The 13,270-nt window shown below is 60.4% G+C and carries 11 protein-coding genes and 1 tRNA gene; 3 read left to right on the plus strand and 9 right to left on the minus strand.

Features of this window, described 5'->3' with window-relative positions; translation table 11 throughout:
- Positions 1 to 188: 188 nt before the first annotated feature.
- Together ftsZ and N688_RS03250 are read right to left on the minus strand one after the other, a co-directional pair.
- Positions 189 to 1,697 carry a cell division protein FtsZ gene (gene ftsZ, locus N688_RS03245; RefSeq protein ID WP_202901829.1) on the minus strand — a complete coding sequence of 503 codons (1,509 nt, stop codon included), beginning with the start codon at positions 1,695 to 1,697 and terminating at the stop codon, positions 189 to 191.
- Between the two features lie 594 nt (positions 1,698 to 2,291).
- The gene (locus N688_RS03250; RefSeq protein WP_052887944.1) at positions 2,292 to 2,795 is read right to left on the minus strand and encodes a response regulator; all 504 of its coding nucleotides are present in this window, start codon (positions 2,793 to 2,795) and stop codon (positions 2,292 to 2,294) included.
- Positions 2,796 to 3,309: 514 nt separating this feature from the next.
- On the opposite strand from N688_RS03250, the gene N688_RS03255 reads away from it, so the two are divergent.
- Positions 3,310 to 3,383 (plus strand) — tRNA-Arg (locus tag N688_RS03255).
- A 484-nt stretch (positions 3,384 to 3,867) separates the two neighbouring features.
- Here N688_RS03255 and N688_RS23715 read toward each other — a convergent pair.
- The 6 genes from N688_RS23715 to N688_RS03285 all read right to left on the minus strand — a co-directional run bounded on the left by N688_RS23715 (position 3,868) and on the right by N688_RS03285 (position 9,447).
- Positions 3,868 to 4,635: a hypothetical protein gene (locus N688_RS23715; RefSeq protein ID WP_052887945.1), complete on the minus strand. Its 768-nt coding sequence runs from the start codon at positions 4,633 to 4,635 to the stop codon at positions 3,868 to 3,870.
- A 244-nt stretch (positions 4,636 to 4,879) separates the two neighbouring features.
- Positions 4,880 to 5,566, minus strand: coding sequence for a DUF6230 family protein (locus N688_RS03265; RefSeq protein ID WP_052887946.1), 687 nt, complete (start codon positions 5,564 to 5,566; stop codon positions 4,880 to 4,882).
- Positions 5,567 to 5,744: 178 nt separating this feature from the next.
- Positions 5,745 to 6,356, minus strand: a complete 612-nt coding sequence (locus N688_RS03270) for a DUF6114 domain-containing protein (protein WP_156025272.1) — start codon at positions 6,354 to 6,356, stop codon at positions 5,745 to 5,747.
- Between the two features lie 199 nt (positions 6,357 to 6,555).
- A complete protein-coding gene (locus tag N688_RS03275) occupies positions 6,556 to 7,866 on the minus strand; it encodes a ribonucleotide-diphosphate reductase subunit beta (RefSeq protein ID WP_052887948.1) in 1,311 nt (436 codons plus the stop codon).
- A gap of 264 nt (positions 7,867 to 8,130) precedes the next feature.
- Positions 8,131 to 8,721 (minus strand): TetR/AcrR family transcriptional regulator, encoded by a 591-nt coding sequence (locus N688_RS03280; protein ID WP_052887949.1) that lies wholly within the window; start codon positions 8,719 to 8,721, stop codon positions 8,131 to 8,133.
- A 480-nt stretch (positions 8,722 to 9,201) separates the two neighbouring features.
- Entirely contained in the window at positions 9,202 to 9,447 is a 246-nt protein-coding gene (locus tag N688_RS03285) for a helix-turn-helix domain-containing protein (RefSeq protein WP_052887950.1), read from the minus strand.
- Between the two features lie 365 nt (positions 9,448 to 9,812).
- Here N688_RS03285 and N688_RS03290 point away from each other — a divergent pair, with 365 nt between their 5' ends.
- Positions 9,813 to 10,247, plus strand: coding sequence for a hypothetical protein (locus N688_RS03290; protein WP_052887951.1), 435 nt, complete (start codon positions 9,813 to 9,815; stop codon positions 10,245 to 10,247).
- On the opposite strand, the gene N688_RS03295 is transcribed toward N688_RS03290, so the two are convergent.
- The gene (locus tag N688_RS03295; protein WP_052887952.1) at positions 10,222 to 11,433 is read right to left on the minus strand and encodes an FAD-dependent oxidoreductase; all 1,212 of its coding nucleotides are present in this window, start codon (positions 11,431 to 11,433) and stop codon (positions 10,222 to 10,224) included. The two genes, N688_RS03290 and N688_RS03295, sit on opposite strands and share 26 nt — an antisense overlap.
- A gap of 396 nt (positions 11,434 to 11,829) precedes the next feature.
- On the opposite strand from N688_RS03295, the gene aroA reads away from it, so the two are divergent.
- Positions 11,830 to 13,197: a 3-phosphoshikimate 1-carboxyvinyltransferase gene (gene aroA, locus N688_RS03300; protein ID WP_081838464.1), complete on the plus strand. Its 1,368-nt coding sequence runs from the start codon at positions 11,830 to 11,832 to the stop codon at positions 13,195 to 13,197.
- Positions 13,198 to 13,270 lie beyond the last annotated feature (73 nt).

Here is a 13,270-nt window from a genome sequence, read left to right on the forward strand (position 1 = left end):
TAGCCATTCGGCAAACACACCGATCCACGGGAAGAGCTAGCTGGCGAGGAGGTTAGCCAGCGGGGAGACTGGCCACTGCGGTGGTCAGCTCCCCGTGCCTTGACTTGTCTCGCTGGTGGCCCCGGAATCGTTCGTTAGAGCGAGGCGTCGCTCTCTTTCCAACTCAGAGCAGAGACCCTCTTTGCCTCCTAGCGACGGCGCAGAAAGGGAGGCGCGCTAATCTCCTGCTCCTGCTCTAGCCGCTCCTGGTAGCGGCGTGCCAGGCTGCGCAGGCCTCGCAGATCTTCCAGGCTGCGCTGCGGACGTGGCAACGCAGGTGGACGCAAGGGGGCCGCTGAGGCGGCGGGAACCCCGTGGGAGAGCGAAGGGCGCGGCGTCAGTGGCGGCATGGGGACCATCTGGTGAGATGCCCGGGCTGGCTCGGGTGTGCCTGCACCGTTGCTGGCCTGGGTTGCTGCCTCAAGCTGGGCCGGGCGCGATGTTCCCGCCATCAACGCTGGTGGCTGGGCTGCCAGTGGCTCGCCCATGCCAGCGGCAATCAGCGTTACTCGCAGGCTATCCTGCAGCGTTGGATCGATGACCGCTCCAAAGGTAATATCTGCTGCCTCGTCGACCACGCTACGAATGCACTCCGCCACCTCGTTGACCTCAAAGAGCGTCAGATCCTCGCCACCACTAATATTGAACAGCACACGGTGCGCCCCTTTGATGGTCACATTCAGGAAGCCACCGGCGATGGCCTGCTGGGCGGCAGCCTGAGCGCGATTGCGGCCTTTTCCCTCGCCGATGCTCATCAGGGCGCTACCGGCGCCGCGCAAGACATTCCGCACATCAGCGAAATCGACATTGACCAGCCCCGGCACATTAATGACCTCGGCGATCCCTTGCACTCCCTGGCGCAGCACATCATCGGCGACCTTGAAGGCCTCCGCCAGACTGCGATCCCGCGTGCTCGACATTAGCAAGCGATCGTTGGGAATAGTGATCAGTGCATCAACCTCTTTGCTCAGCTCGGCCAGGCCCTCGTGAGCCACGCGGCGGCGGCGAGAGCCTTCAAAGCTGAACGGAAGTGTCACAATGCCGATGGTCAGGGCGCCCAGCTTGCGAGCAATTGAAGCCACCACTGGGGCAGCTCCCGTACCGGTGCCGCCTCCCAAACCGGCAGCGATAAAGACCAGGTCGGCATCCTTGAGCGCGGCGCGAATCTCAGCCGCGCTCTCCGTTGCGGCCCGCATACCGACAGCCGCGTTACCGCCTGCTCCCAAACCCTTAGTATAATGGTGGCCCAGGCTAATCCGCAGAGGGGCCTGTGACAGCTCCAGCACCTGCGCATCCGTATTCATCGCGATGAAACGCACGCCCCGGACATTCATATCAATCATGCGATTCACCGCATTGGTACCTCCGCCGCCTACACCGGCCACCACAATATCAACGTGGCGCGGCTCATCGCAGCGCTCTTCGGCGTCGACGGGCGCCTCAGTAGCGAGCATCTCCTCTTCCGTATCCCGCTGCTCCCAGCCGGCCAGGGTGTGCTCCTCCCGCATATCCTCTCCCACCTCCACCTCATGTCGGAGTACGGCCCAGCGGTTCGCCTGCTCATCGTAGTAGAAATCCGATCCCTCGTTCACCGCCTGCCCCTGGCGGTCCCAGGGCCTCTCTCTCTCGTATCGATCGCCATGAAATATCGACTGCATGCGGACCCCCGTTTCTCTTCTCTCTGTGAGCGAGCAGCCCTTGTCTGGGTGCTGCGATGAGCAGGTAGTATGTTGCCGAAAGGCGTTCTAAGCGCATTGTAGCAAGTGTGTCAAGGGATGGCAAGACGTTCCTTCTCCTTCAAAATGCGAACCCTCCCTATCAGATATTACGGAGAGCATGGCCGGTACGTAAAACGGAGAGTGAAAAGGCCGTTCTGCCTGCCTGTGAGCTGGGGGCCTGGGAACTGGGGGGCGCGCTGATCAGCTGATCAGATAAGCCAGCCGCCAGATGGAGCAGGCGGATAGAGATGGAGGGCTGGGTAGGGGAGAGGTAGCAAAAAGCCCGAAGCGGAGCGGGCCAGGCCGGGCCGGACGGGTATGAGACAGCCTCTGCACCTGTCTGCTTGCTTGCCAAGTCAGACGAAGAGAAGAACCCTTCCTTACTCGGCCCAGATCTCGCTCTGCCTCGGGCTCTCGACTCGCTCCTGCAGAACGCAGCTGATGGACGAACCGGCCCTGCTGCGGGCGACGAAAAGCCGCTCGGCGCTACTGCAGAGGGCGCGGGTCAATCTATGGCCTGACTGCCAGCACTATTCAGGATTGGGCGCGCACCAATTGCTGCTGTGACTGTGATTGCTGCTGCTGGGGCGGCTGAAACGGCTGGAACGACTGCTGAGCACGGGCCAGCTGCTGCTCTTCGCTCGTAGCCAGGGCATGGGTGATCACGCGGATCACGCGTCGGATGTCCATCGGCTTACGCAGGGGATGGATACCGCGCTGCTGCAGCTCCTCGTAGGGCAGGTCGGCGCTCATCATAATGGCTGGGGTACCGCGTGTCTCCTCCACCTCCTGCAAGCGGTCAAAGACCTCTAAGCCGTTGATGTCCGGGAGCTTATAGTCGAGGAGCAGAAGGCAGGGACGGAGGCGCTTGGCCTTCTCCAGGGCGCAGGAGCCATTATCGGCAAGAGCCGCCTGGTAGGGGGTTTCACTGTTAATAACCTCCTCCAGAAACTTGCCGAAGTCGGCATCGTCCTCGACAATCAAGATAATAGCACTGCGTGGGCGTTGGGCTGCCGGCGGAAAGACAAGCCCTGACATTGTGTACTCCTTCCCTTTGTCTCTGTCAGCTCAATGGAGAGAGAAAGGATCACCGATAACTACATTGTAGTCTAACGGTTATTCCTGTGGATAGGTGACATGATCGCGACATTGAACCGCGACTTCCCTTCTCTCTGTAAAGCATACCATCATCGTGCGGACCTGCACTCTGAGTCTGCGCGCTCTGCTTATGAAAGATGTCCTATCTCTCTTTCCATTCTACCTCGTGTCCTCTCGTCTGGATGGGACTGAGCGATGGCCCGCGACAGCTCAGGAGTTCAAGCCGCTCACGGCGGGGAGGGGACAAACAAGTAAGCTGGCGTCCGCTTACCCCCGTTCCAGTGTACCTGCTTTTGACTAGCATAGAGCAGAAACCTTTTTCTGGGAAGGGGGCAGGGAACAACTGGCCCTTCCTGGTTCCTCCCTGGTCATTGATCTGCTGTCCCTCTCCGTAGAAAGGAAGGGAGGAAGGGACTTGAAGATTGGAGGGGGACTATGCTATCATGGAAGCGCTGCACCTGTAGCTCAATTGGATAGAGCGCTTGACTTCGGATCAAGTGGTTGCGGGTTCGAGTCCTGCCAGGTGCGCTCTCCCACACTGGCCACCGTCTCCAGCCGCTTCTCAAGCCTCACGGCGCCACACGGGGAAGCCGGGCTGTCGAGACGGCGGTCCCCAAGGCCGGCTTCCTCCCCTGCAAGGACCACTTGCCTTCATGTGGCAAGGACCACCTGCCTCGCTCAGCGGTGGCAGAGACAAGTGTTCCCTTTCTCTGGCGGCTATGTCCATCTGCCTGCCTCGACTGGCAACCACCTGCTTCCAGGGGAAGCACGCTCAGCTTCCCACCTGGTTCCCGCATCGTTCTCCGATGCTCCTGTCCGGATTCCGACCCCGTTCTGGGGGCGGTCCTCCTGCTCTGCTACAGTTGTCCCTGGCTCATCCCGGTTCTGTCTCGAAAAGACGCGAGAAGCTCTCTGTAGGCAGAAAGAAGCAAGAGGGGAACGCACTGGCGCGTTCCCCTTCTTTTTTGCTGTGCGTTGGGCTGCACAGGGCAGGATCAGCAAAGGGGTCAGCTCAGGAGAAAGAGACCTGCAGCCCACCGGCCTCGAGGGAGGCGCTGTTGAGGGAACGGTCGATATAAAGCACCACATTGGTCATCACAAGCCGGGGGACTGTGCCCCCAGTAGCCAGAACCAGCAGATCGGCCTTGTTGGCGAAACTGCTCAGGCCAGTAACAATATCCTGCAAGATAGAAGTCTTGATAGAAACGCCGGTCGCTACCGCTGTCCCCGAGGCCGTGATAGTAATGGTCACATTGCCAAGATCGCGCGAGATCTGCAACCCCGACATCGTAGTGGAGCTAAAGGTCAGCACAGGGTGCAACGGGTCGGGCAGGAGGCTCAGATGGGCATTGGTGCCAATGATCTCGCTTGCCCGCAAGACGATCGAGTTAGGAGCCGTGAGAATAGTCGGCTTGGGCGTAGCCGTAGGTGTCGGTGTTGGCGTGACGGTCACCGTGGCCCCGGGCGTCACAGTGACTGAAGGGACCGCGCTCGGCGTCGGGGTGGCCGTGGCTGTTTCACCGGGTGTGGGTGTCACCCGGGGCGTTGGCGAGGGTGTTGGCGACGGCGTCGGCGTGGGAGTCGGCGGGTCAACGGTTGGCGTGGGGGTTGACGTGCGATGATGGCATGGGATCAGCGGCGGCAGACAGAACTCCGGCCCGGCCTGCGGCACTGTTGCTGCACTAGCGGCGAAGGCCACCTGACCCCCTGCAACAAAAGCTGGAATCAAGAGCACCAGAAAAGAACAGAGTGCGCCGATTTTCCCCCAGAATGCCAGCATTGCTGGAGAACGCTTCTTCATATTCATAGCTTGGCCTGACCTTTATTACATTGCGCAACTTATTCGTCCGCTGAGCTCGCGAGGATAGAAAGGAAAATACCATCACCGTCAGGTGGCAATCGTACCATTGGAAGACCAGACGGGGAGAGCGCGCGAGTGCAGCCGACCCTGAGAGCACCGCTGCACCCGCGCGGTGACGATGGACGGGCCTTACAGGAAGCGACCCATCTCTCGCCAGCTTTTCTTAGCTATGGGTGATGCTCAGCGTCAGACCAGGCAGCGTGATGCTGTTGGCAGCCTGGTATGGGGAATTAATGGTCAGATTGGTCAGCGTCGCGCTGGTGGCCGTCTGATCAAAAGGATTGGGGCCAGTGCTGAGCACGAGGTTCTGGAACTGGCCTTCATCGGCCTGCAGACCTGTGGCGTCGTTCGTCAACCCCGTCACCGACACTGGCGTGTTCTGGCCCGCCTCCAGCTTGACGGTCACAGTACCCAGCGGCCCCAGGCTGATGCTCTTACTGATCACCAGATCGGTAATGGTACCATCAAGCTGGTTGACTGCCACCGGGGTGCTGTTATCGGCAGGCGAGATGCCCGGGTAAAGATGGAAGTTCTTGGCCTGCAGTACCTTGGCCTGCACCGTGACCGGCAGCGGCGCCGCTGCCGCCAGGGCGATGGCACCGTTCTCCACTGCTCCAAGCATCCCGAAGAGCAGCAGGGCTGCGACCAGCATCACCGACCAGAAAACAGTTCGATTGGTGCGCCCTACCGGAGGCAGCTCCTCGTCTTCATCGACAACTGCTCTGGTCTCAATGGTTTCCACTCGACTGACATCAATGTCCTCGGCATCGAACGGGGGCAGGTGCATGGGCAGGCTCGTTTCCTCACGCTCTGGTTCCCGGGTCATTCCGGTGTCGTGCTCGTTTTCCATGAGACGCTCTCCTTTTCAAGTACTACATGATTAGATATATATTTATGTATATGTAATCCCGATAAGCGGGATCACAGACGAACGGAGAAAGACGCACACAGGATAATAATCTGGAAAGATAGTCAGGTTCGCTGATCTGTTATCCTTGCTGGCTTAAAGCTCCTGGCTGGCAATGGCTTCATGAGCGCATGGTCGCGCGGGCGCGGAGAGACGAGCGCTGCACGCCGCTCCGTTTGCTAGCAGCCACAGGACGCCAGGCTACGCCCAAGGCCCCACCGATGATGCCAAGCAGCATACCGATCCCAAAGCCGCCGAAAGAGGAAGCGACCAGAGAGACGAGGGCGAGCACCACGCCGATAGAGCCGGTGATGAGTGAATAAGCAGGGACCAGCAGCTGGATCACGCCCATAATGACCAGCAAGGAGCCGACAAGTAGGCCAGCCCAGAGAGTGCTGCCGGGGAGCATGGCCAGTCGGATGAGCATAGCCGGGCCCCAGAGGACCAGCAGGCCGGAGAGGATCAGCAAAATGGAGCCTGCGAAGGGACGTGAGCGGCGCCAGCGGCGGAAGCGACCCCAGCGCTGCCACTGTTGGACCAGCCGGGCCTCCTTGTCGGCGGTGCGCAGGCGACGGTACGTGCGCCAGGCGCTGAAGCGTTGGCGCAGTCCTGCCAGCGCGCCCGTCAGCGCGTGGGTGCGGCTGGAGCGACTGGAGAGGTCGACAACGATCACTTGTTGACTCTGGCTAGTGCTGCTTTGCGCGGTGCCTTCCGCCTGTGGTTCTTGAGACATCGCCATTGTAGACACTCCTTTTCCACGCCTCAACGGTGAAGCGACCTGCCGGTAAACAGCCCCGGCTAACCAGGAAAGCAAACGTTGCTCAACGAGCTGAGCGAGCAGAGACAGACAAGAGAGGGTATAGCTGGCCGCTCCTGGCGCCCGAGCCCCGAGCCGGAGCGGCTCACTCTCCCCGGCTTGCGGCTGCCTCTGCCTAAACGGCGAGCAGGCGCGGCAGCTCCAGTGCCAGCCGCCAGTCGCCGCTGATGCGCAGGCGACGTGAGAGGACAGCCTGACGCTGATTGAGTCGGCGGCTGGAGAGCCTGGCCCAATCATTGGCTGAGCAGCGCAGCGTCAGCCGCGGATTCTCCAACCGGCCCACGCCAGCGACCGGTGGTTCGCCCGGCTCCAACTTCAGGTAGCGAGGCTGCATATCATCGAAGAGCCACTGGATAGAGGCCCGTAGTGGCTTCGAGCGCTGCTGCGACCAGGCGGCCACCAGGCGCATGGAAGTAAAGATCGTCTCCATTGTCTCCTCAGTCACATGGGGTGCATCCCCAGTGCCCAGCACACCGCCCTCGATGAACTTGATAATGCGCTCGGCCTGGACCTCAAAGGGGTCATCGAGGCCCAGCTTGGCCAGCTCGCTCACCTCGTGGGGGTCGATGCCCGCACGGCGTAGCTTTGTATACAGCGATCGCAGGCCGAAAGCGAACATCTCCTGTGGGGTAAAGCCAAGGCAGGTAATATACGACCAATCGTGATCGGGGGGAGCCAGCACACCCGCCGTCCAGGCCAGGATGCGGTTGAGCATCTCGATCGTGGCCTCCTTGCAACGGCGGTCTTTGCTCACCAGCTCACGCAGCAATTGGATGCCAAAGGCAATATGTCGCGACTCGTCGCGGGAGACGAAGAAGATGCCGCGTCCCAGGGCTGGAAGGAGGCCAGTGCGGGTGGTATATTCGCGCAGGAAGTGCTGACCGGTGTGCGCCAGCATCCCTTCGATGACGATATGGTAGAGTACTACACCCTGGGCCAGCAGCGGCAAGCTATGCGGATTGCGACGCAGCCGCTCTGCTGCGCGATCAAGCTCCGTGAAGACCTGCACAAAGCCCCAGCTCAGATGGGGACGAACTGCACTGAGCGTCGTGCTGATATCCTGGCCGAGCTGACAGACTTCGCGAATAAAGCGATCGAAAAAGACGTGGTGACGAGCCTCGTCGGCGATCTGCGTTGCGAGGAAGATCTTGTCCTCTGGCCGGGGCGCCGGCTCCACAAAAGGAGCCAGCGTCAGCGTCACCGACTCCTCGCCGTCGAGGAACATCGAACAATTCCAGAGGATGGCCGCCCGCTCTCGCTCACTGTGCTTTTCTCTCCAATCCAGTGCATCCTGGCTAAAGTCCAGCGCCTTTGCTGACCAGTTCCCTTCCTCCCACAGGCGATAGAGTCGATCTTTCTCAACCGGTGGCGTCTGTTCAGAATCGACATCGATGAAGCCTTCCTGTTGGGCCGGTTCGGTAGTCATGGGTTGTTTCCCCCTGTTTCTGGGTACCTGCCTGCCTGTGAGGGAGGCGCCACCCCGACAAAGCCGCGTCGGGGCTGGCTGGCCCTCGCCAGATCCTGAACCGTCAACTAAATTGACTGACAGTCAGTCAACCGTTGTTGTATATGACTATAGCCGGCAATCAGGTGATTGTCAAGGGGAAAACGATCGCCTGGTAAATTAGGGTAGTTTCTGCAACCGGACAGGATACCGGGAGCGAGAGCGAGCTACCGCTGTGAAGCAGCGTCAAGCGATGCCGAGTGCGTGGCGAATGAAGCTAGAGCATTCGGCGATGAAGACCTCGGGGGAGACGGGCGAGTTATAGATGTAGCATTCTTCGGCGGCGTAGTAGACGGTACCGACGATCAGAATCGCCGTCACCTCGGGGTTAATCGTCGGGCTAAGAGAGCCGCGTTGCTGCTCCTGGCGGATGATCTCGGCGATCAGGCCGTAGTAGGGAGCGAAGATATGCTGGCGTTCGGCGGGGTGCTCGGTCCAGCAGGTATTGAAGTGGACGATCGCCAGGATGTCGCGGTACTCTGACATGGTCTGGAACGTTTCGGCCACGCTGCGCTCGATCATCTCTTGCAGAGTGTGAGCCTCATCGTAGGCGCGTCGGAGCGTGGTCTCGATGCGCTCTTGCATCTCGCGGGCGAGCGTTGTCAAGACCGAGGCTTTGGATGGAAAGTACCAATAGAAAGTTCCCTGGGCCACGCCGGCGCGGGCCACGATCTCGGAGATGGTCGTTGCTTCGAATCCTTTCTCGGCGAAGACCTCGCGCGAGATCCTGAGCAATTCGGCCTTGCGTGCTTCGCGATTGCCTCGATTTGCTGCCATTCCCTTCACCTTTGTGCTATCAGTAAAGCAGATCCTTTGCTAGTCTTTTCTAATAGCATAGCATACAAACGCGGCCATACGCCAGGTCAGGTCAGGCCGGTTTCTGGGGCCTGGGGGGGAACAAGGGAGCCGTGTGCTGTTGCCTGTGTCTCGCTCGTGCGGGAGACCTCACGCTCTCACTCAGCCTTGCACCGAGCGCGGAGGGATAGTGGTGCAAGGCTGAGAAGAAAGCCGGCTCACCACTCTTTGTGCGTTGTGGGCCTCGGGCCTGCGTGCTCGCTGAGTGGGAACCGGGCGAGGCCTGGGGAGGCTGAAGGTGGGCCGGCCTGAACCTCTTTTCCTCTCCCTATTCCACCTGATCCACTGCCCTCCGCTGGCTGGGTGAGCCTGGTGCGATCTCGGCGGGGTGAAGCGTCGCGTCATGCTGCGGCGCCCTCCCCTGGCCAGGCTGCCGCAAACCTGGCTCTCTGTAGAGGTCCTCTAGACGCTGACTGCTGGCGTGCCATGAATCAGGGCATCAAGTGTACTCTTCTTGACACGATAGCCCTGACGTTTCCCACGGTGGGGGAGCAGGATAGCCTCCAGGGCACCCGATTTGATCCAACGCCGTACGGTGGTGTCATCGACGCGGAGCCGCTGGGCGACCTCGCTTACGGTGAGCAACTCGGTAGGAGGCTCCAGCTCGCGACCGGCTGTCTCTTCATGGTGTGTGCGTGTTCGAACCATATGTCTCTCCTTCCTCCTGAATTCTAAAAAGCACCTGCAGTATTCCTCAAACGGAACAGCCTCCGTCTTACAACTAGCATACTGTAGTACACAAAGAGGGCGTCTGCAAGCTGGCGCAAGTCTGCGCCGTAGTCCGCCGCAGAAGCTGCTTCGGGAGTGCCCTGCCTGGCTGTGCGCGGCCCTGTCTGGCTGTGCCTGCCTGGCGAGACTGGGCTATGCAGGACGATGCGGGGCCTGCTGTTGTCAGCTTCCCTACGCTCCTCCCTTATATAATGATGATGCTCGCTTGAAATAATGCGGGTAATATGTTCTGGCAGAGGGCACGAATCTGGAGGTGAGCGATTGTCAACAAGGAGGTGAGCAGTATGTCTAGCTGGTTCCCTGGTGGAGCTGGCTCGGGCTCCGCTGGAGAGGAGGGGCGGGTGCAAGGGCAGGAGCGGCTAGCGATTCCTTGCCGGGGGCAGGGTTGGCCGGCCTTCACAGAGGAGGATGTGCGCACCTATCTCGCTGAACACCCGCCTCTCTCTACGATGTTTGGCAGTGTCCCCAGGGTTGGCAGCGTGCGCTTTCTGCCCGTCCCCGAGGCGGCCTCACTGTTGGCCCAATGGCGCGCTGAGCAGAGCCTGGTTTCCCAGCTTGCTGGCCGAGAGCAGGTCTGTCTAGTCGAGCTGCTGGGGCCGTTCCAGGTCCATGATCCGCTACGCCCTTTGGGGCGAGTGGCGCCCATCGCCTCGCGCCTCTACTTGCTCTTCGACGCAGGCGATGGGTCGCTGCTTACCTGGGTGCCCGCTGATCGATAGGCCCGGGCTGGCGGCTGCTCAGGGCATCGCGCTCTTGGAAGCGGGCCAGGCGAAAAGGCTTGAGCGGTACCAGCGGTTCCTCGCCACACACCAGGCTGCTCAGCAGCTCACCAAGCAAGGGACCGAATTTGAAGCCGTGGCCCGAGAGGCCGGTGGCAAAGGCGACACGCGGCTCGTCGGGCAGGAGATCGATGATGAAGTCCCCGTCAGGACTCATGTCGTAGATGCATTTGCCAACGTGAGCCAGATAGGCCCGCCGCAGAGCCGGGATCAGCTCCTCTAGATCGTGGATGGCCTGGCGCACAAGCTGCTGGCTGCGTGTTGGATGCTCGGTCTCATCCGGGTCGATGACCGGACCGGTGGCGTGAGAGGCAACTTTGAGCCAGGGCAGGCCCTCGCCATTGGCACTGTAGCTACTGTGAATGGGTAGCCCATAGAGATCGTTGGCCATAAAGGCGGGAAAGTTGTGGACGCCAAAGCTGGAGAGCGGCAGACCACCAAAATAGAGCAGGTATTGGCGGGTTGTTTGAACGGGCAGGTGAAGCTCGCCTAGCAGACGATGCACCCAAGGCCCGGTCGCCAGGACAACGCGATCGGCGCTGATGGTGGCTCCATCGGCTAGTCGCAGGCGCAGTGGCCGCTGCCGGCTGCTGGCGTCGAGGGCACAGACGCGCGTTCTCTCATAGATGGTTCCTCCCATCTCGCTTACGAGCGCCTTGAGCGCGCGTAGAGCGGTCGAGGCATGGAGAATACCAGCTTCTAGATTATAAGTGAGCAGATCAAAGGCATGCGTCTCAAATTGGGGAAAACGTCGGCGACATTGCGGCTCTGCCAGCCGTTCTGTCGGCAGACCCAATGCCCGCAGTGTACGATGGCTTTCCAGAGTAAACCCGTCATCCTCACGCCCGAGCAAGAGTAAACCTGTGCGCAGATAGAGGGTTCGCTTTGTCAGTTGCTCCAATGTCACCCAGCGACTTAGACTGAGTATCACCATTTGAGAGTAGAGGGCATTCGCTCCGTATTCAAAGCGTAATAGACGCGAGGCTCCGTGAGAGGTAGAGCGTGGATGATCGACAACTTCCTGCTCCAGTACGGTGACGCGCTCTATGCCTCGGGCCAGCAGCGCATAGGCCGTCGCCAGTCCCACGATCCCCGCTCCCACAATGACAAAATGGTCTTGTTTCACGATCGTCTGGCGCCTCCTAGAAATTCTGCTATATGGAATCCTAGTATAGCAGAATATACATTTTTAGTCAATTGATAGCTATGGCTTTTCCCTTGTTGAAAAGATAAAATGATGCACTATAAAGTGTGGCACGGCTTGTATGTACAGTGTAATTCTTTTGTAAGGCGAGCAGGAGACATATGTCTCCCTGGGTGCTGACCACAAAGTTGTATCTGCTGGCCTGCATGTTCTCTCTTTCTTTCGCCTCTTGAGAAAGGGCGCACCAGCGTGATACTATCTTGAAGACAAGCTCCGGCCTTGCTGGCGGGGCTATTGCCTACGATGAATACGGCTCGGCTGCGCGCTACAGGGCAGTGTGATGCATGACGTGAGGCGTGCACGAGCCAGGCTAGTGAGATGGAACAACGAGACGCGAGAACCACAGCGGCGGGCGAGCCAGGGCGCAGTCTCTCAGTTGCGCCGACAGCGTTGCTGCGAGGGAAACCGTCGTTTCCCTCTTCCAAGTACTATACCTTGCGTTACCTGTTGGCGGCAACCCTGGCGGAGGGGGAGAGCCAGATTCTCTTCCCTGCTCTTAGCGAGGATAGCGAGGCGCTTTTCCGGGGCTGCCGTGCCTTGGGGGCGCAGCTCGACTGGTTGGGGGAGCCGGGCGAGCGCTTGCGGGTGAGAGGGGTGGGACGACCGCGGGCCGCGGGCGCGGTCACTATCAACGTTGGCAATGCAGGAGCGGTGCTGCGCCTCTTGCTCGGTGTCGCGGCCTGGCTGCCACAGGTGACCTTTGTGACCGATCAGCCGCAGTCGCTGGGGCGCAGGCCAAATCGTGAGTTGCTGCAGGCCTTGGAAGCATTGGGGGTGCGGGTTGAGGCTCAGGGACCGGAGGGCTATCTGCCGATCACGCTCTATGGTGGCCAGCCGCATGGAGGGCTGGTCAGGGTCTCGGGTGCGCGCAGTTCCCAATATGTGAGTGCTTTGCTCTTCCTGGCTCCTTTGCTCGCTGAGCCACTGACGATCGAGGTCGTTGACGGCTTAACCTCTCAGGTGATGGTGCAGTTGACGCTCAAAGTGCTGCGTCAAGCGGGGATTGTCGTCGAGCACGATGCTGCTCTCCGGCGCTTCCTGGTACCGGCTCCGCAGGCGTACCGTGTGGCTACCTATGTGGTACCTGGGGATTATCCTTCGGCGGCGGCGCTGCTGGCGGCCTGTGCTGCTATGCCTGATCCGGCCAGCGAGCTGTGGCTTGGGCGCTTGCCGGCGGGTGAGGAGGATGGTGAAGCGCTGGTAGCGGCGCTGCTGGCAATGGGCTGCGATCTCCGGCGCGAGGGCGAGACCTTGTGTATGCGTGGGGGGCGACCCCTGCGGGGGCTGGAGTTGGATGGCAGCCGGATGATCGACTGTATTCCGGTGTTAGTGGCTTTGGCCTGCTTTGCCGAGGGGCGCAGTGTCTTCTATAACGTGGAAAATCTCCACTATAAGGAGTCGGATCGCATTAACGATCTCTGCGCCGAGTTGCAGCGGGCTGGCTGCCGGGTGACTCCCTTGCCGGATGCCATTGTGGTCGAGGGACAGCCAGAGGGCGTCGAGGGTGGGGTCTGGGTCGATGGCCATAGCGACCATCGCTTGCTGCAGGCCCTGACCATCGTAGGGATGCGTAGCCGTCGCGGGCTGTCGCTGCGTGGGGTGGAGCATGTGGCCAAGAGCTTCCCGCACTTCTTCTCGGAGCTGCAGCGCCTGGGGGCAGTGGTCAGTCCTGCGCTTTCGTGGTAAACTCTTGTCCAGAGGGATGATAGAAAGCGTTGTGTACCTGAGTCTGCCTGAGTGTTCTAGCAGAGAAAGGACA

The sequence above is a fragment of the Thermogemmatispora carboxidivorans genome (genome assembly GCF_000702505.1).
Lineage (GTDB): Bacteria > Chloroflexota > Ktedonobacteria > Ktedonobacterales > Ktedonobacteraceae > Thermogemmatispora > Thermogemmatispora carboxidivorans.

Excerpts from the sequence above, each read along its gene's own strand:
- N688_RS03290 (WP_052887951.1), top strand. The coding sequence starts at position 9,813 with ATGTCTAGCTGGTTCCCTGGTGGAGCTGGCTCGGGCTCCGCTGGAGAG.
- N688_RS03275 (WP_052887948.1), bottom strand. The coding sequence starts at position 7,866 with ATGACTACCGAACCGGCCCAACAGGAAGGCTTCATCGATGTCGATTCT.
- aroA (WP_081838464.1), top strand. The coding sequence starts at position 11,830 with ATGGAACAACGAGACGCGAGAACCACAGCGGCGGGCGAGCCAGGGCGC.
- N688_RS03265 (WP_052887946.1), bottom strand. The coding sequence starts at position 5,566 with ATGGAAAACGAGCACGACACCGGAATGACCCGGGAACCAGAGCGTGAG.
- N688_RS03270 (WP_156025272.1), bottom strand. The coding sequence starts at position 6,356 with ATGTCTCAAGAACCACAGGCGGAAGGCACCGCGCAAAGCAGCACTAGC.
- N688_RS23715 (WP_052887945.1), bottom strand. The coding sequence starts at position 4,635 with ATGCTGGCATTCTGGGGGAAAATCGGCGCACTCTGTTCTTTTCTGGTG.
- N688_RS03250 (WP_052887944.1), bottom strand. The coding sequence starts at position 2,795 with ATGTCAGGGCTTGTCTTTCCGCCGGCAGCCCAACGCCCACGCAGTGCT.
- N688_RS03285 (WP_052887950.1), bottom strand. The coding sequence starts at position 9,447 with ATGGTTCGAACACGCACACACCATGAAGAGACAGCCGGTCGCGAGCTG.
- ftsZ (WP_202901829.1), bottom strand. The coding sequence starts at position 1,697 with ATGCAGTCGATATTTCATGGCGATCGATACGAGAGAGAGAGGCCCTGG.
- N688_RS03280 (WP_052887949.1), bottom strand. The coding sequence starts at position 8,721 with ATGGCAGCAAATCGAGGCAATCGCGAAGCACGCAAGGCCGAATTGCTC.